Source organism: Methylorubrum rhodinum (genome assembly GCF_014199935.1).
GTDB lineage: Bacteria > Pseudomonadota > Alphaproteobacteria > Rhizobiales > Beijerinckiaceae > Methylobacterium > Methylobacterium rhodinum.
In genome coordinates this window covers 1-16,779 of sequence record NZ_JACHOP010000014.1, presented here as the reverse complement: position 1 = coordinate 16,779, position 16,779 = coordinate 1, and the positions used below count along the sequence as shown (strand labels likewise).

Genomic DNA, 16,779 nt, shown 5'->3' with positions numbered 1-16,779 from the left:
CAGCCGTATGCCCGGCGCGAAGAGCGCCGCGCGCAGCGGCCTCGGCTTTCGGCCGAGGCATCCAGCGAACCGACAGCCCAAGCCCGCGGATGCGGGCGCCGGCGAATGAGGCAAGGGAGAGAGAGTTGCCCGGCCTCGGCTGCTTCGTGTAAGGGGTCGCGATCTTTTCAAGAGCGTCATCGGGAACCGGCGGCGACGCGTGAGCCGCCGACCGGGTCGGGCGCCGTGGGGGCGTGCCGCGCGACGGGTCGGCGACGCCGGACACGAGAACGAGAAAGCGGCCAGCCTCCATGTCCAACGAGACCGCCACCTTCGACCGCGTCGCGGACATCATCGCCGAGACGGCGGACATCCCGCGCGACAAGATCACCCCCGAGAGCCACGCCATCGACGATCTCGGCATCGACTCGCTCGCCTTCCTCGACATCGCCTTCGCGGTCGACAAGGCGTTCGGCATCAAGCTGCCGCTGGAGCGCTGGACCCAGGAAGTGAACGAGGGCAAGGTCCCGGCCGAGGAGTACTTCGTCCTCAAGAACCTCTGCGCGCGCATCGACGGCCTCGTGGCCGAGAAGGCCGCCAAAGCCTGACGGCGGGGCGCCCGCCATGCGGCTCGAATATTTCGAGATGATCGACCAGGTGGTGCGGCTCGACCGCGCCGCCGGGCGCATCGAGGCGCGGGCCCTGGTGCCGGACGCCAGCCCCGTCTTCGAGGGGCATTTTCCCGGCCATCCGCTGGTGCCGGGCGTCTTGCTGACCGAAACGATGGCGCAGGCCTCGGGCTACCTCGTGCTCGCCCATCTCGACTTCGCGCAGATGCCGTTCCTGATGGCGGTCGACAAGGCGCGGTTCCGCTCCTTCGTCGGCCCCGGCGCCGCCCTCGACATCGAGGCGAGCCTGGAGCACGACGGCTCCGGCTACGCCGTGACCAAGGCCGCCATCCGCCACGAGGGCAAGGCGCTGTGCGACGCGGAGCTGCGCTTCCGCACCATGCCGTTCCCCCCCGGTCTCGACGCGCCGATGCGCGAGCGCGCCCGCCGGATCGGCCTCATCGACGGGACCGCGGAATGAGCCGAAGCACGGGTCGCGATGTCGTCGTGACGGGCATCGGCCTCGTCTCCTGCGCGGGCGAGGGGATCGAGGCGCATCTCTCCGCTTTCGCCTCGAAGGAGGCACCGCGCACCGATGCCGAGACCTTCGCACCCTACCCCGTGCACCCCGTCGTCGCCCTGACCCTCGACGCGCAAATCTCAAAAAAATCGGATCAGCGGCAGATGGAGCCGTGGCAGCGCCTCGGCGTCTATGCCGCCGGCCTCGCCCTCGATTCGGCGGGCGTGAAGGGCGACGCGGCGTTCAAGGCCGCGCTTCAGCTCGTGGTCGCGGCGGGCGGGGGCGAGCGCGACTACGCAGTCGACGGGGCAATCCTGTCCGGGCTGCGGGGCGCGGCCGATCCGGGCGCCTTCCTCAACGAGCGGCTGCTGAACGACCTGCGGCCGACGCTGTTCCTGGCGCAGCTCTCGAACCTGCTCGCGGGCAATATCAGCATCGTCCACGGCGTGACGGGGGCGTCCCGCACCTTCATGGGCGAGGAATCCTGCGGGGTCGATGCCCTGCGCATCGCCCATGCCCGCGTCGCCTCGGGGCAGATCGACACGATCATGGTCGGCTCGTCCTACAACGCCGAGCGGCCGGACGTGATGGTCATTCACGAGATGGGTGGCTTCCTCGACAAGCCCGTCTACCGCCCGGTCTTCGAGCGGCGCGAGGACAACGGCGGCTTCGTGCTCGGAAGTGCCGCGGCCTTCCTGGTGCTGGAGGCGGCCGAGCACGCTTCGGCGCGCGGCGCCCGGGCGCTCGCCCGGCTGATGCCCGTCGCCAACGATCGCGTGGCCCGCGCGCCCGGCAGCGTTTCGGCGAGCCTGACCCGGCTCATCGGCGAGGCGGGCATCGAGCGGCCGGACGTGGTGCTCTCCGGCGCCACCGGTCTCGCCGACCTCGCCGCCGAGGAGATCGCGGGCATCCACGCAGCGCTTCCCGGCGCGGGCATCCGCGCCACCGGCGACATCGTCGGCCATCCGATGGAAGTGGCGGCCCCCTTCGGCGCGGCGCTCGCCGCCGCGCTCTGCGCGGTCGGCGCGGCGCGCGAAGTCGCGGTCACCTCGGTCGGCCATCGCCGGGGCGAGGGCGTCGTCCGCGTTCTGGCCGCCTGACCGCGCGGACTGCCGGGTAGGATGCACGCCCGGCCAAAAAGTGATTGAAGGCTCGGATGCCAGAACCCCGCTCCTCGTCCACGCACGACGCGCAAGGCCGCCCGCTCGTCGCCGTCACCGGCCTCGGCATCGTCACTTCGCTCGGACGGGGCGCGGCCGAGAACTGGGACGCGCTCACCGCCGGCCGCTCCGGCATCCGCGCCATCCGCCGCTTCCCGACGGAGGGCCTGCGCACCCGCATCGCCGGCACCGTCGACTTCCTCGACACCGATCCGCTGGTGGCCCCGCTCCTGTCCGAGCGCTTCGCCACCGTCGCCGCGGAGGAAGCCATCGCGCAATCCGGGATCGGCGGGGCCTTCCCCGGCGCGCTGTTCGTGGCCGTGCCGCCGGTCGAGATGGAATGGCCCCAGCGCGAGGCGCTGGCCGCGGCCGCAAGCCCGAACGGGGGTGAGATCTCCTACGCCGACCTGCAGCGGGCGGCGGCGAGCCGGCGGTTCGATCCCTGGCACGACCTGTTCATCTTCGGCACCGTGGCCGACCGTCTCGCCGACCGCTTCGGCACGCGCGGCTCGCCGATCTCGCTCTCGACCGCCTGCTCGTCCGGCGCCACCGCGATCCAGCTCGGCGTCGAGGCGATCCGCCGGGGCGAGATGGAGGCGGCGCTCTGCATCGGCACCGACGGCTCGGTGAACCCGGAATCGCTGATCCGCTTCTCGCTGCTCTCGGCGCTCTCGACCCAGAACGACCCGCCGGAGGCCGCCTCGAAGCCGTTCTCGAAGAATCGCGACGGCTTCGTCATGGGCGAGGGCGCCGCCGCGCTCGTCCTCGAGAGTGCGGAATCGGCGAGGTCGCGTGGGGCCAACATCCTCGGCTACGTGCTCGGCTGCGGCGAGAAGGGCGACGGCTTCCACCGCACCCGCTCCAGCCCCGACGGCGCCCCGGTGATCGCGGCGATGCGGGCGGCGCTCGACGATGCGGGCCTGGCGCCCGAGGCCATCGACCACGTCAACGCCCACGGCACCTCGACGCCGGAGAACGACAAGATGGAGGCGCTGGGCTGCTCGGCCGTGTTCGGCGAGCGCGCCGGATCGCTTCCGATCTCGTCGAACAAGTCGATGATCGGCCACACGCTGACGGCGGCGGGCGCGATCGAGGCGGCGGTCTCGCTGCTGACCATCCGGAACGGGCGCATCCCGCCCACCATCAACTACGTGGTGCCCGACCCGGCGCTGCTGCTCGACGTGGTCGACCGCACCCGCGACGTTCGGGTGTCGCGCGTCCTGTCGAACTCCTTCGGCTTCGGCGGGCAGAACACCTGCCTCGTCCTGGGGGACGAGCCGTGAGCGCCGGATCCGTCCTCGTCGTCGGCGGCGCCTCCGGGCTCGGCGCGGCGACCGTGCGTGCCCTGGCTGCCGGCGGCCACGACGTGCACTTCACCTACCGCTCCTCCGCCGCGAAGGCCGAGGCCCTGGCCGCCGAGCTGGCGCAGGCCTATCCCGAGCGCACCGTCTCGGCGCGACCGCTCGACCTTTCCGACCGTGCCGCGATCGAGGCGTTCTGCGACGCGGTCGAGGGCGAGGGGTTCTACGGCTACGTCCACAATGCCGGCCAGTCGGCGGACGCGCTCGCGGCGATGCTCGACCGGGACCGCGCCGAGGAGGCGATGCAGGTCAATTTCTGGTCGCTGACCCGGATCGCCAAGGCGCTGGTGCGCGGCATGATCCGGGCGCGCGCCGGCCGCATCGTCGCCATCGGCTCGGTCGCCGCGCTCCAGGCGAATGCCGGAAACGCGGCCTATGCCGCCACCAAGGGCGCGCTGATCGCCTATTGCCGCACGCTGGCCATCGAGTCGGCCAAGCGCGGGGTGACGGTCAACGTGATTGCGCCGGGCTTCATCGACACCGAGATGCTGGCCGCCTACGCCGCCCATCGCGCGGGGATCGAGCGTCAGATCCCCCTCGGACGCTTCGCCGCGCCCGACGAGGTCGCGGCGCTCGCCGCCTTCCTGATGGGAGAGGGCGGTGCCTATATCACCGGCGCGGTGCTGCCCGTCGACGGCGGCCTGACCGCGATGATGGGCATCCACCGAACCTGATCGCCATGACCTGATCGCCATGACCTGTCGCCCGCTGCCCGCCCTCGCCGTGGCCGTCCTGCTCGCCGCGGCGGGGCCGGCGGACGCCGCCGAGCCGTTCCGCGTCGAGGGCCTGCCGCGGGACGACAGCCTGACGATCCGCGAGACCCCGGACGGCGCCGCCCCGGCGCTCGGCCAGATCCCGGTCGGCCGCCGCGTCCTCGGCTTCGGCTGCACCAACGACACGCCGAGCGGGCTGACATGGTGCCGGGTCAAGTTCGGCCGCACGGTCGGCTGGGCGCGCCGACGCTACCTCACGCCGGATTGAGACCCGGCGGCGCCGAGCGTCCGCGCGAGGCTCGCCACGATCCGGCGCAGGGCGACGGGTTTTTCCAGCCGCGGCACATCGGCGAATTCGGGCGGGATCGCCTCCTCTCCGTAGCCGGTCACGAACACGAACGGAACGCCGCGGGCGACGAGCGACCGGGCGAGGACGAAGGACAGCCGGCCGCCGAGGTCGATGTCGATCACGGCACCGGTCGGCGCGTCGCGACCGAGGCACTCCAGCGCCGCCGCCTCGGCGGCGAAGGGGCCGAGCACCGCCGCGCCGACGCCGTCGAGGGCCCGCGCGGTGTCGTTGGCGAGGTAGAACTCGTCCTCCGCCAGGAGGATGCGGTGGCCGGCGAGATCGGGCTGGCCCGTCATGTCGAGGTGTCCGCCGACCACCCGCGCGAGCGGCGGCGCGTGGGTCTCGAGAATGCTGGCGCCCCCGGTGAGCGGGAACTCGAGACGGCAGCAGGCGCCCTCCGGGGTCAGCTCGATCCGTCCGCTGCCGCCCAGCTCGTACGGAATCATCCGCTCGATCAATTCTCTGCCGAAGCCGCGCCGCCACGAAGCGTCCCCGCCCGTATCCGGGGGCGGGCCGCCGGTTTCGGTCCAGACGAAGCTCAGCCAGGGTTGGTCCACCCGATCGACGCCCTGCCAGCGCACCGAGACCCGGCCGCGCGTGCTCGAGAGCGCACCGTGCTTGAGGGCGTTGGTGGTCAATTCGTGCACCGCGAGCGTCAGCACCTCGGCGGCCTTGGGCGAGAGCTCGATCTCGGGCCCGGCGAGATCGTACTGGTCTTCGCGCTCGGCCTGGGCACCGATCTCGTCGCGCAGGATGGCGGAGATCGCCACGCCGGCATTGGCCGCGCGGGTAAGGCGGCTCTGGACGCGGGCGAGGGTCACGAGCCGCCCTCCGACGAGCGCCGCGTAGTCGGGAACGCTCTCGGCGCGCACCCCGGAGCGCACGACGATCGAGCGGGTCAGCGCCATGATGTTGCGCACCCGGTGCTGCAGTTCCGCCAGCAGCACCTTCTGATGCTGTTCGGCCTGCCTGATGTCGGTCACGTCGCTGGAGATGCCGCCGATCCGGTGCACCCGGCCGTCCTCGTCGAACAGCGGGAAGGCGTGGTTGCGGATCCAGCGGAAGGATCTGTCCGACGGCCTCAGGATACGGAACTCGTACATCACCGACTCGCCGGCGCGCACCCGCTCCAGTTGCGTGAACGTCGCCGCCCGATCCTCGGGGACGATCGGAGCGGCCCATTGGCGGGCATCGCCGCGGATCTGCGCGGGGGAGAGGCCGTAGATCCTCTGCAGGGCAGGACTGGCGAACTCGGAGGCGAAGCGTTCGGCGTCGGTGATCCAGAGGACGTCGGAGGAGGCCTGCGCGAACTCGCGGAAGCGCGTCTCGCTCTCGCGCAGGCGGCCCTCGGCGCGCTTGCTCAGCAGCGCGTGCCGGATGGCGGGGGCGAGTGCCTCGGCCACCTCCAGATCCTCCGGCCGATAGCCGCCCGGACGGCCGGCGAGGCCGATCAATCCGGCGACCGCCTCGCCCTGCATCAGGGGCACGGCGAGAAAGGCCGTCGGAGGCGCGGCTCCGGGAACGCCCTCGGGGTCCCGGCCGAGGCCGGGATCGTCGGCGATGCGGGCGCGCCCCTCGCGCAGCACCCGCTCGCAGGGAACCCGGACCGCGCTCCAGAGCGATGGCGGCGGCGCCCGCCGGCCATCGGCCGGAGCCTCGCCGGCCGCATTCCATTCGCTCGCCGTGGCGGCATCGGGCCGGCCCGTGCGTGCATCGACCTCGCACAGGAAACCGGAGGCGCTGCCGGTCAGCGCCCCGGCGACCTCCAGGGAGACGCGTGCGAGCTCCGCCTCGGAAGCGGCGCCGAGCGTCGCGCTGAAGATGCGGTTGATCGCCTCGAGCACCGCATTGTTGCGCTTCAGGCGCTCCTCGGCCTCGTGGCGCTCGGTGACGTCGATCGAGACGCCGACATAGCGGTCGGCACCGAGAGGCCGGCCGGAATGGATCAGCCAGCGATACTGCCCGTCGGCGCGGCGCACCCGTGCCTCGCGGGTATAGGGGCGCCTCCGGGCATAGGCGTCGCTGTAGGCCGCGATGTAGTCCTCGGCATCGTCGGGATGCAGGAAGCCCTTCCAACCGCCCTCCACGACGCGCTCGAAGCTCACGCCGAAGAAGGCGAGGTAGTGATCGTTGACGAAGACCATCCCGGTCGCGTCCACGTCCCAGATCAGCACCGGCGCGGCGTCGGCCATCGTGCGCAGCCGGATCTCGGCGTCGCGCGCCGACCGCTCCGCCCGCGCCCGCTCGACGGCGGCCCAGATGCGCTCACCGGTTTCGCCGACGAGGGCGACGTCCGCCTCGCTCCAGGCGTGAGGTCTGTCGCGCGCGGCGCACAGGGTGCCGACCAGCGAGCCGTGCTTGATCAAGGGAACCGAGATCCAGGCGATGGTCTTCGCGGCGGCGAGCGATGCGCGCTCCGCTTCCGAGATCGTGTCCGCGGTCGCGAGATCGGAGACGACGACCGGACGGCCCGCCCGGTGGACCGACAGACCCCCTCGAAGAGCCGACAAGGGACTGGTCCCGACGAAGGACGGCCTGCCGGGGGCATGGTCCTGCGCGACGATCACGACGCCTTCCGACTCACGGACCTCGGCGTAGCAGGTATGCTCGGTGCCCAGGTGCTCGCCGAGCAGGCGGCAGGCCGCCCCCTGGATCTCGGCGGGGTCGGCCAGCGGCTGCAGGGCGTCGGAGAGCCGGAGGAGGAAGGCCTGCTGCGCCTCCCGCTCGGACCGCACCCGCTCGGCGAGGACGCGCTCGGTGGTCTCGAAGCCGGTGACGTAGAAGCCGGCGACGGTGCCGTTCTCGTCACGCAAGGGCGTGCGGCTTCCGGTGAACCAGCCTCCGGGCCGTCCCGGACGGGAGGGCGTCGCGAAATACTGGTCGATGTAGTGCGAGGAGCGTCCGCCGAGCGCCGCACCGATCACATCCCCCGGACCCTGCACCTTCCACACGTCGGTATAGGTCCGCCCGAGCGCCGCGGGATGGCGCGCACCGAGGAGCGCGGCGCAGGCGTCGTTGTAGAACAGGGTGAGCGCCGGCCCCCAGGCGAGCGTCGTGAATTGCGGCGAGCCGAGCATCAGGTCGACGGCGTTCCGCAGGCTCTGCGGCCAGCGCTCGACCGGGCCGAGCGGCGTCGCGGCCCAGTCGTAGGCGCGGATGCGCTCGGCCATCTCCCCGTCGCTGTGAGGCCAGTCCGTCATCGCTCCTCGCATCGGCGCAGGGCTTCTCCGAAGCCCCCCGGGCATCGGGCCTGCGGTTCGGAACGACCGGCCGCGACCGCGCGAGACATCGCGGTGCGATCCTGCGTGCGGATACGCTCGGCCATCGGGCTCGGGCCCTCGAACCGAGGCGCGATGACCTCGCTCGTCGCCGTCCTCGGGATATCCCGCGGGCTCCGAAGACGATCCGTCTGTCACATGGGGGGCGCGAAGCAATCGATTCTCCGCCCGTTCAGCGACGCCCAGACGCCGATGTCTCCGATCCGTGCGGCGATCCGAACCCACGATTGCGACGCGTGTCGGGAGACCACTTCTGTCGGCCCGGATTGAGCCGCGCACGGTTTCGACCGATAAGCCGTCCGGCCCCGCCGCCTGCGCGGGTCCCGCGGACACCGACGGCAGACGAGACCGATCCTGATGCAAGCCCTCCAGCTCTTCGGCGACCGCGACCTGCGCCTGACCGAGGTCGAGCCGCCGCCCGCGCCGGGCCCCGGCGAGGTGCAGATCCGCATCCGCGCGGTCGGGCTCAACTTCATCGACGTCTGGGGCTTTCGCGGCATGGCCTTCGCCAAACGCAAGCTGCCGCTGACGGTGGGGGCCGAGGCCGCGGGCGAGATCGCCGCGCTCGGGGCGGGCGTCGAGGGGCTCGAGGTCGGCGATATGGTGGTGCCCTACGGCGCCATGACCTGCGGCCGATGCCGCGCCTGCCGGGAGGGCCGGGACAACCTCTGCGAGGACGTCTCCGGCGTCATGGGCTTCCATCTCGATGGGTTCGGCCGCGAGTTGGTCAACATGCCGGCCCGGCTCGTCGTGAAGGCGCCGCCGAACGTCGAGGCGGTGCAGGCGGCCTGCGCCGGCATCGCCTTCGGCACGGTCCAGCACATGCTGTTCGACAACGCGCGGCTGGAGCCCGGTGAATCGATCCTGGTGCATGCCGGCGGCTCGGGCATCGGCACGACGGCGATCAAGATGGCGAAAGCCATCGGCTGCACCGTCTACACCACGGTGGGCGACGACCGGAAGGGCGAGAAGGCGCGCGAACTCGGCGCCGACCACGTCGTCAACTACCGCGAGGAGCGCTTCGAGGGCGAGGTGCGGCGGCTGACCAAGCGCAAGGGCGTGGACGTGGTGTTCGAGCATGTCGGGCCCGAGACCTGGAACGGCTCGCTGCTCTGCCTTAAGCGGGGAGGGCGCCTCGTCACCTGCGGCTCGACCTCGGGCGTCTCGGTGCAGATGAACCTGATGCAGCTGTTCCAGCAGCAATACCGCATCTTCGGCTCGTTCGGCTGCCGCATCGCCAACATGCGCGAGAGCCTCGACAAGATGGCGACCGGCCTGACCCCGGTGATCGACACGGTGCTGCCGCTCGCCGACTTCGCCCAGGGGCTGGAGCGGCTGGAATCGCGACAGGTCTTCGGCAAGATCATCGTGACGATCTAGAGAATCGTCCTGGATCTCGGATCCAGGACGATTCTCTAAGATTCTGTGCCGCATCGGCTTTTCCCGAAAGCCGGCATCCACCTTTCGGGCCGATGCTCTAGGCGAACAGGCGCCCGCCGCTGCCCGACACCTCCCGGACGCTCGCCGCCACGTGGCCCGCGAGCGCCTTCGCCGCCGGGCCGGCGCCGTCGCGCAGGCGCAGCAGCACGTCGTAGCCGCCGAGCGGCGGCAGATCGGTCAGGCGGCGGAAGGGCCGGCGGGCGACGTTCATCGGCAGCGGCGCGACGGCGAGGTCGGCCTCGACCGCCGCGATCTGCCCCTGGCAATGCTCGCTCGAATAGGCGATCCGGTAGGGGATGCCGGCCCCGTCGAGGGCGTCGAGCGCCGCCGCGCGCCACGCGCAGCCGCTGTTGCAGAGCGCGAGCGGCAGGGGCCGGCGCGCCTCGGCCAAGCCGCCTTCGAGCCCGACCCAGACGAGGTCCTCCGCCTGGACCACGGTGGCCTCCCGATTCGCCCCGGCGGCGCCGGTGTAGAGGACGAGGTCGAGGGCGCCTTCCCGGCAGGCCTCCCGCAACGCCTTGCTCGCATCGAGCCGCACATCCACCTGAACCTGCGGATGGGTGACGGCGAAGCGCCGGAGCATCGCCGGCAGGGTGAACAGGCCGGAATCGTTGGGCGCGCCGAAGCGGACGCGCCCCTCCATCGGCGGCGCCTCGAAGAAGGCCACCACCTCGTCGTTGACCGCGAGCAGACGCCGGCCGAGGCCGAGCAGCGCCTCGCCGTCCGCCGTCGGCACGATGGTGCGGGGCCGGCGCAGGAACAGGGCGCGGCCGAGGCGCTCCTCCAGCCGCTTCACCTGAAGGCTGACCGCCGAGGGCGTTCGCCCCACGCGCTCGGCCGCGCGCGAAAAGTTGCCCGCCTCGCAGATCGTCACGAAGGTACGCACCAGATCGAGGTCGAGCGGGGCGGGATTAGGCGTGCTCACAGGGCGATCCTCGTCGATTGCCATGAGCATCGCTCATCGATCCCTTGAGATCAATTCGTTCGACTCAATGAACGAGGCAGGCGATTCTTCCCCGACAGACAGGGAGGAAGCGATGGTTCGATGGATCGAGGCGACGAGGCGCGGGGTGGCGGCCGGCTTCGCGCAGTGGCGCAGAGCCGTGCCGGCCGGTCCCGGCAAAGCCCTGGCGGAACTCGACGACCGGCTTCTCGCCGATCTCGCGGTGACCCGCGCCGGCGCGCCGCTGCCCGCAGAGGCGCTGCGACCGGTTCAGCGCCGCGGCGTCGGGCGCCAGTCCGGCGGGGCCATCTCGAAGCCGGAAAAATCGAAGCCGGGCGAGACGGTGCAACTCACCAGGGTCCAGGCGCCGAGACTCGTCGCCGTCTGCCAGTGACCGGCCGGCACCACGATCTGCGGGCGCTGGCCGCGCAGCAGGTCGGGCCCGAGATGGTGGGCGGAGGCGTCGTGGCCGTTGGGGCTGAGCGTGATCACCATCGGCGCGCCCGCGTGCCACAGCCAGATCTCGGCGGCATCGACCCGATGCCAGGCCGAGGTCTCGCCGATGCCGAGCAGGTAGTAGATCGCCGTGCCGACCGAGCGGCCCTCGACCTCGCGGGCATCGCGGAACGTCTCGCGGTAATGGCCGCCCTCCGGGTGCGGCGTCAGCCCCAGCGCGTCGATCACCTGGGCGGCGGTCAGGCTGTCGCTCATGTCGTTTCCTCGAAGGCCAATCAGGGGATCGCGCCCTGCGGCAGGGGGACGGCGGGCCGGGGCGGGGCGCTCTCCGGCCGCGGCGCCGCCTGCCGCGTCGGCCGGCCGCGCTCCTTCGGTTCCGCCCCGCCCTCCGGCGCGGCGGCCTCCGGCGAGGGTGCGGTGCGGCGCGCCTTGGGGGCCGCCAGCGTCCGGGCCGCAGGCGCGGTGCCGCAGGCGCGGAACGCGAACTCCGCCAGCACGTCGCCCGAGTCGGACAGGATCGGCAGGGCGTCGGGCAGGGCGACGAGGCTCGCATCCCATCGGATGGCGCCGCCGATCACGCCCTCCAGCACCGCCGGCCCGGCGCCGCGGCGCAGGGACAGCAGGTCCGGCCCGTAGGCAGTGGCGACCTTGCCCCCGATGACCACCTGCAGCACGCGGGTCACGTCCGGGGTGAGGGGACGCAGGGGATTGTCGATGGTGATCGTGCCCGAGCGCGTCACCCAGAGATCGAGCTGGGTCGGGCCGGCATTGCCCTTGCCGGGCTTCGCCGGCGCCTCGTAGCGCACCGCCTCGCCCGGCTGGCAGGCGACGGGCGGCGCGGCGGCCAGCGTTTGCGAGGGGGGCTGCGCGGGGGAGGGCACCGTCGCGCCCGGCAGCGGTGCCCCGGCCGCGTCGCCGGTCGGGGCGGGGGACGGCACACCCTGGACCGGAGGCTTGGCCTGTTCAGGCGTCCTGGCTTCAGGCATCTTGGCGTCAGGAGTCTTGGCATCAGACGTTCTGGCTTCGAGCCCCTTTGCCTCGTCGGACACCTTGGCTTCGGCCGGCGCCTCGGCCGGCTTGGCCTGCGGCTTCGGGCGCGGTTTCGGCTTGGGCTTGCGCGGCGGAGGCGCGGCCTCGGCAGGCGCGTCCGGCTCGGGCTCGGCCTCCTGCGCCGAGGCAGGGCATGACAGGACCGCCAGCAGCGTCAGGCCGGCGACCGAGGCGAGGAAGGACCGCCTCATCCGATCCGCCTCTGCCTCCCGGCGGCATCCGGCTCGGGTCGGCGGTTGCGGTCGAACATCAGGTTCATCTGCGCATCGAGCGCACGGGGATCCAGCGGCTTCGCCTCCAGGGCCTCGACGTCGAGCACCGGCGCGTTGCGGTCGATCGGGCTCGGGCGGTCGGGGGTGAGCTTGCGGATCGTCCCGGCCTCGTCGTCCGCCCAATCCTCCTCCTGCGGCAGCAGCAGCGGCGGGCGCCGGCCCGCCCGGACCAGCCCCGCCATCAGGATGCAGCCGATCACGGTCGCCGCGATCGCGGCCAGGATCACGAGGTTTTCCATACCCGGCCGACCCTAGACCGGATCGCGCCCGCATGCACGCCCCGCCGGGAGCCCAGCCCCGGGAGTGCCCCGGCCCGTCTCGCGTCGATGCGCGAAGGGGCTTGAAAACGAGGAACGGTCCTTGCGTCGCTCCGCGAAACGGTGAGAACCGCCGTCAAGGGTCGAACCGATCGCCGGCCGCTCACCTTCAGGGATGCACGATGCCGCTCGAAGACCGTCACACCGGCTCCGCCGTGCCCGGCCCGGAGACCTCAGCCTCGCCGTCCGCCGTTCCCGGCCGTGATCTGGAGCGCGATCTCCTCGACCTCGTGGGCAAGAGCCGCGAGCAGGCGAGCGAGGACCCCTTTCGCAATCCGGTGCTCGCGGTCACCCTCGCGATCACCCGGCGGCTCGACCGCGAGGAGATCGGCGAGAGCGATCTCGACGCGCTGCTCGCAACGCTGCGCCGCCGCGCGCTGATCGAACGGACGGCGCGCCTGCGCGCCTATGTCGGCCTCGACGGTCAAGGGGACGCCGAAGCGACGGGCACGCTCGCCGACCTCGCCGGGCGCCTCGTCGCCGCCGTGCCCCGCGGCGCCTCCGATTTCGAGACGTTTCGCGAGCGCGTCGGCCGCACGGGCTTCGCCGCGGTGTTCACCGCGCATCCGACCTTCGGCATGCCGCGCGCGGTGGCCGAGATGATCGCCCGCGCCGCCTCGCTGCCCGAGGAGGGCGCCCGCGCCCCGATCCTCGGCGAGGCCGCCGCCCGCTCCAGCCGGCCCGATCCGGGCATCAGCCTCGACGACGAGTTCGAGCAGGCCTGCGTGGCCGCCAACAACGGCCGGGCCGCGATCGACACCTTCAACGCCGCCCTCTTGGAGGCCGCGCGCCAGCGCTGGCCCGAAAGCTGGACCGAGCTGGTGCCGAAGCCGCTCGCCATCGCGAGCTGGGTCGGCTGCGACACCGACGGGCGCACCGATATCGGCTGGTGGGACACGGTGCGCTACCGGCTGATCTCGAAGCGGATGCAGTTCGACCGCATCCTGCGCGACCTGCCCGATGCGCCCGCGACCCGCGTGGTGCGCGACCTCGTCCAGGGGGCGCGGGCCGCGGTCGAGCGTCAGCTCGCGGGCGCGCCGCTTCTCGGCACCAAGCCCTCGCTCGAGACCGTGCACCGCTTCGCGCTGGCCCTCATCATCGAGCGCGAGCGCGCCCAGATCGATGCCGGGCCGCTGCTCGCCGGACTCGCCGCCGCCATCGGCGCCGCGTCCTCCGACGCGGATCGCCGCGCCATCGCGGTCCTGCGCTCGGGCGTGGCGGCGCACGGCCTGTCGAACGCGCTGCCGCATTTCCGGCTCAACGCCAGCCAGATCCACAACGCGGTGCGCCGCGTGATCGACCTCGAAGGCGAGCCGACCGACGCGGCGCAGCGCCGCTCGCATCTCGCGGCGATCAACACGCTGCTCAACGACGTGCGCCCGGTGCCGGTCGATTTCGGGGCGCTCGCCGCCGAGCGAGCCTCGGCCGCGCGGCTGATGATGACGATCACGCAGATCCTCAAGCATGTCGACGGCACCCATCCGGTGCGCTTCCTCATCGCCGAGACCGAGACCGGCTACACCCTGCTCGCGGCGCTGTGGCTCGCGCGCCATTACGGCATCTCGGACAAGCTGGAGATCACGCCGCTGTTCGAGACCGCGAGCGCGCTCGAACAGGGCATCCGCGTCCTCGACGACGCGCTGCGCAACCCGCATTGGCGCGCCCACCTGAAGCGGCTCGGCCGGCTCTCTGTGCAGTTCGGCTACTCGGATTCCGGGCGCTACGTCGGCCAGCTCGCCGCGACCTTCTGGATCGAGCGCTTACGCCTGCGCATCACCGAGCTGATGACCCAGAACGGGCTGTCCGACATCGAACTCGTCATCTTCGACACCCACGGCGAGTCGATCGGGCGCGGCGCCCACCCGACCAGCTTGCGCGACCGCCTCGCCTATCTCGCTCCCGAGGATCCCCGCCGCCGCGATTCGGACGCGGGCATCAAGGTGCGGCTCGAATCGAGCTTCCAGGGCTCGGACGGCTACCTGATGTTCGGCTCGAGCCAACTCGCCGACGCCTCAGTGGCGCGCATCGCCGAGCACCTCTTCGCCGACGTGCTCACCGAGGACGACGCCTTCCCGGACTACGCGCTGAGCGACGGCAAGGCCCTGAGCCCGGCCGCCGACCCGATCTACGAGGAGAGCGACTTCGCCGCCGAGTTCTTCCGCACCGTGCGCCAGGACATGGAGGCCCTGGTCGACGACCGCGGCTACGCGGCGATGCTCGGCACCTTCGGCCCGAGCCTGATCGACCGCACCGGCTCGCGGCCCGTGGCCCGCCAGTCGGATTCCGGCGGCCCCGCGACGATCACCCATCCGCGCCAGATGCGGGCGATCCCCAACAACGCCATCCTGCAGCAGCTCGGCTTCCTCGCGAACTCGCTGCACGGCGTCGGCCGCGCGGCACATCGTTCGCCCGAAACCTTCCGGCACATGCGGGGCGGCTCGGTGCGCTTCTCCCGCGCCTTCCGGCTGGTGCAGCATGCGGCCAGCGTCGGCGACCTCGACGTGCTGCGCGCCTACATCGACACCCTCGATCCGGCGGTGTGGCTGGAGCGGGCGCGGCGAACCCGCCGCGACGGGCGCCGGGAGGAGCTGATGACGGTGGCGGCCGCGCTGGAGCGCCTGAGCCTCGCTCCGGACCTGCGCCGGCTGTTCGGGCGGCTCACCCGCGACTGGCTCTACCTTCAGGCCGCGGCCCCGGACCTGGACACGATGTCGTCGCGGCTGACGCTGCTCCACGCCATCCGCCTCGCGCTCATCCACCGGATCTGGTTCCTCGCCGCCCACATCCCGGCCTTCCGGCCCCAGGCCGGGCTGACCCGCGAGATGCTGATGGAGCGCTTCCTGCGCCTCGACATCGACGGCTGCCTGAAGCTCCTCGACGAGATCTTCCCGGTCATCCCCGACCCGACGCTCGGCCTCAATTTCGGCGAACCGCCGGGCCCGCGTGATGTCGGCACCTACGAGACCGAGCACGGCACGCTGTTCGGGCCGATCCGCCGGATGTTCGAGCGGGTGCGGGAGATTTCCGGGATCATCCAGCACGAGGTCGGCGCGTTCGGGTAATTCGCCAGCAGGGGCGGGCCGACCGGGCGATCGCCCTTTAATCCTCCGCGCGCGTCATTCCGGGGCGCCGCAGGCGAACCCGGAATGACGGTCGGCGTAAAATCAGTGCCGCATGATGCTCTCGATGCCGGCATCCGGCTCGACCTTGCCGGCGAAGCGCGACAGCCGCGACAGGCTGGGCTCCGTGAGGCCCCCGGCATTGGCGAAGGTCGCCAGCGCGAAGCTCACGAGGAATTCCGCCTCCTCGTGGGTCATCGCCCGGCCGCTGAGCGTGCTGGCGGCGCCGCGTACCGCGAGGACGGCTTGGCGGAAGGCGGGATCGTTCTTCAGTTCGTCCAGGCGACTCATCGGGCGTCCTCGGGGCCGTGTCTCGTTGGCGTTCGGCAGACATGCCGCGCAGGTCGCGACCTGTGCGGATTCTCAGTGAACTCCGCCCGAACGAAAACGTCGCGTCGCGACCGGTTCCGCCTCGTTTCACGCGGGGCCCCTCTGTCCGCCCCTCGCCGCGCCGCCGCCGAGCGGTAGATGACGAAGAGCACAGCGGGAGGGCCGAGCCATGGATGCGACCGAGGGCAGGGGCGAAGGGGCCGGGACCGCGGAGGACGTCACGCAGGACGCCGTCCATGCCGAGGGCCGCGCCGCCGCCGAACGCGGCGAGGGTGCCGACAAGAATCCCCATTCGGCCGGCTCGTCGGAATACCGCCGCTGGGCCGACGGCCACGCCTCGGTCACCGCCCCGGACGCCGTCGCCGACGACCTCGCCGACTTCGCCTGACGGGGAGCGCCATGCGCGTGCTGGAGACCCCGGACGGCCGCTACATCGTCGTCCACGGCAGGCTCTGGCGCCGCCATCGGCCCGACCTGGAGCCGGTGCGCCGCGACCGGCTGATCCGCGAACTGATGGACGCCCGCCGCGCGGTGCGCGCCGCCAAGCGCTCCGGCGAGGCGGAGGCGTTGCGCTCCGCACGCGACGCGGTCGATGCCGCCAAGCACGGGCTCGGCGAGCGCGGGCCGGTGTGGTGGACCGACGGCACGCCCGACCTCAACCGGCGGATGATCGCGAACACACCCTATGCCGAGTGGTATGCCGGTCTGCCGGAGGCGGCGAAGGCCGATCCCGACCGCAGGAAGAGTTCGGGTTAGGGTGTCACTGGACTCGGTACGACCAACTCGCGCCCGTCATTCCGGGGCGCCGAAGGCGAACCCGGAATCCATATGTGGACGGCCCCCTTCTCGCAAGGTTTGGAGCGGTGATCTGGTTGCGCTGACCT

General features: G+C 72.1%; 16 protein-coding genes. 10 read left to right on the top strand and 6 right to left on the bottom strand.

Annotated elements, in window-relative coordinates:
• The first annotated feature begins 290 nt into the window (after positions 1-290).
• The 6 genes from HNR00_RS15600 to HNR00_RS15575 are packed head-to-tail and all read left to right on the top strand — an operon-like array spanning position 291 to position 4,609.
• Positions 291-587, top strand: a complete 297-nt coding sequence (locus HNR00_RS15600) for an acyl carrier protein (protein WP_056242804.1) — start codon at positions 291-293, stop codon at positions 585-587.
• A 16-nt stretch (positions 588-603) separates the two neighbouring features.
• Positions 604-1,068: a 3-hydroxyacyl-ACP dehydratase FabZ family protein gene (locus HNR00_RS15595; RefSeq protein WP_183570919.1), complete on the top strand. Its 465-nt coding sequence runs from the start codon at positions 604-606 to the stop codon at positions 1,066-1,068.
• On the top strand, positions 1,065-2,207 hold the full coding sequence (locus HNR00_RS15590; RefSeq protein WP_183570917.1) for a beta-ketoacyl-ACP synthase: 1,143 nt from the start codon (positions 1,065-1,067) through the stop codon (positions 2,205-2,207). The genes HNR00_RS15595 and HNR00_RS15590 overlap by 4 nt, the downstream gene beginning before the upstream one ends.
• 56 nt (positions 2,208-2,263) lie before the next feature.
• A complete protein-coding gene (locus tag HNR00_RS15585; RefSeq protein WP_183570915.1) occupies positions 2,264-3,550 on the top strand; it encodes a beta-ketoacyl-ACP synthase in 1,287 nt (428 codons plus the stop codon).
• Entirely contained in the window at positions 3,547-4,302 is a 756-nt protein-coding gene (locus HNR00_RS15580; RefSeq protein WP_183570913.1) for an SDR family NAD(P)-dependent oxidoreductase, read from the top strand. Before HNR00_RS15585 ends, HNR00_RS15580 begins: the two co-directional genes overlap by 4 nt.
• A gap of 19 nt (positions 4,303-4,321) precedes the next feature.
• Positions 4,322-4,609 (top strand): SH3 domain-containing protein, encoded by a 288-nt coding sequence (locus HNR00_RS15575; protein ID WP_183570911.1) that lies wholly within the window; start codon positions 4,322-4,324, stop codon positions 4,607-4,609.
• On the opposite strand, the gene HNR00_RS15570 is transcribed toward HNR00_RS15575, so the two are convergent.
• Entirely contained in the window at positions 4,591-7,890 is a 3,300-nt protein-coding gene (locus tag HNR00_RS15570; protein ID WP_246390698.1) for a PAS domain-containing protein, read from the bottom strand. The two genes, HNR00_RS15575 and HNR00_RS15570, sit on opposite strands and share 19 nt — an antisense overlap.
• A gap of 435 nt (positions 7,891-8,325) precedes the next feature.
• Between HNR00_RS15570 and HNR00_RS15565 the strand changes: the two genes are divergently transcribed.
• Positions 8,326-9,348, top strand: coding sequence for a zinc-binding dehydrogenase (locus HNR00_RS15565; RefSeq protein ID WP_183570909.1), 1,023 nt, complete (start codon positions 8,326-8,328; stop codon positions 9,346-9,348).
• Between the two features lie 97 nt (positions 9,349-9,445).
• Here the strand turns inward: HNR00_RS15565 and HNR00_RS15560 are convergent, their stop codons facing one another.
• From HNR00_RS15560 to HNR00_RS15545, 4 genes are all read right to left on the bottom strand, one after another.
• Entirely contained in the window at positions 9,446-10,363 is a 918-nt protein-coding gene (locus tag HNR00_RS15560; protein ID WP_246390696.1) for a LysR family transcriptional regulator, read from the bottom strand.
• A 258-nt stretch (positions 10,364-10,621) separates the two neighbouring features.
• On the bottom strand, positions 10,622-11,062 hold the full coding sequence (locus HNR00_RS15555; protein WP_183570907.1) for a cupin domain-containing protein: 441 nt from the start codon (positions 11,060-11,062) through the stop codon (positions 10,622-10,624).
• A 20-nt stretch (positions 11,063-11,082) separates the two neighbouring features.
• Complete coding sequence (locus HNR00_RS15550; RefSeq protein WP_183570905.1) at positions 11,083-12,048, bottom strand: hypothetical protein; 966 nt, start codon at positions 12,046-12,048, stop codon at positions 11,083-11,085.
• The gene (locus HNR00_RS15545) at positions 12,045-12,368 is read right to left on the bottom strand and encodes a hypothetical protein (RefSeq protein ID WP_183570902.1); all 324 of its coding nucleotides are present in this window, start codon (positions 12,366-12,368) and stop codon (positions 12,045-12,047) included. Before HNR00_RS15545 ends, HNR00_RS15550 begins: the two co-directional genes overlap by 4 nt.
• A 200-nt stretch (positions 12,369-12,568) precedes the next feature.
• On the opposite strand from HNR00_RS15545, the gene HNR00_RS15540 reads away from it, so the two are divergent.
• Positions 12,569-15,508, top strand: coding sequence for a phosphoenolpyruvate carboxylase (locus tag HNR00_RS15540; RefSeq protein ID WP_183570900.1), 2,940 nt, complete (start codon positions 12,569-12,571; stop codon positions 15,506-15,508).
• A gap of 102 nt (positions 15,509-15,610) precedes the next feature.
• Here HNR00_RS15540 and HNR00_RS15535 read toward each other — a convergent pair whose 3' ends face one another.
• Positions 15,611-15,856 carry a hypothetical protein gene (locus HNR00_RS15535; protein ID WP_183570898.1) on the bottom strand — a complete coding sequence of 82 codons (246 nt, stop codon included), beginning with the start codon at positions 15,854-15,856 and terminating at the stop codon, positions 15,611-15,613.
• A gap of 208 nt (positions 15,857-16,064) precedes the next feature.
• Between HNR00_RS15535 and HNR00_RS15530 the strand changes: the two genes are divergently transcribed.
• Positions 16,065-16,283, top strand: coding sequence for a hypothetical protein (locus HNR00_RS15530; RefSeq protein ID WP_183570896.1), 219 nt, complete (start codon positions 16,065-16,067; stop codon positions 16,281-16,283).
• A gap of 11 nt (positions 16,284-16,294) precedes the next feature.
• Positions 16,295-16,651, top strand: coding sequence for a hypothetical protein (locus HNR00_RS15525; RefSeq protein ID WP_183570894.1), 357 nt, complete (start codon positions 16,295-16,297; stop codon positions 16,649-16,651).
• Positions 16,652-16,779 lie beyond the last annotated feature (128 nt).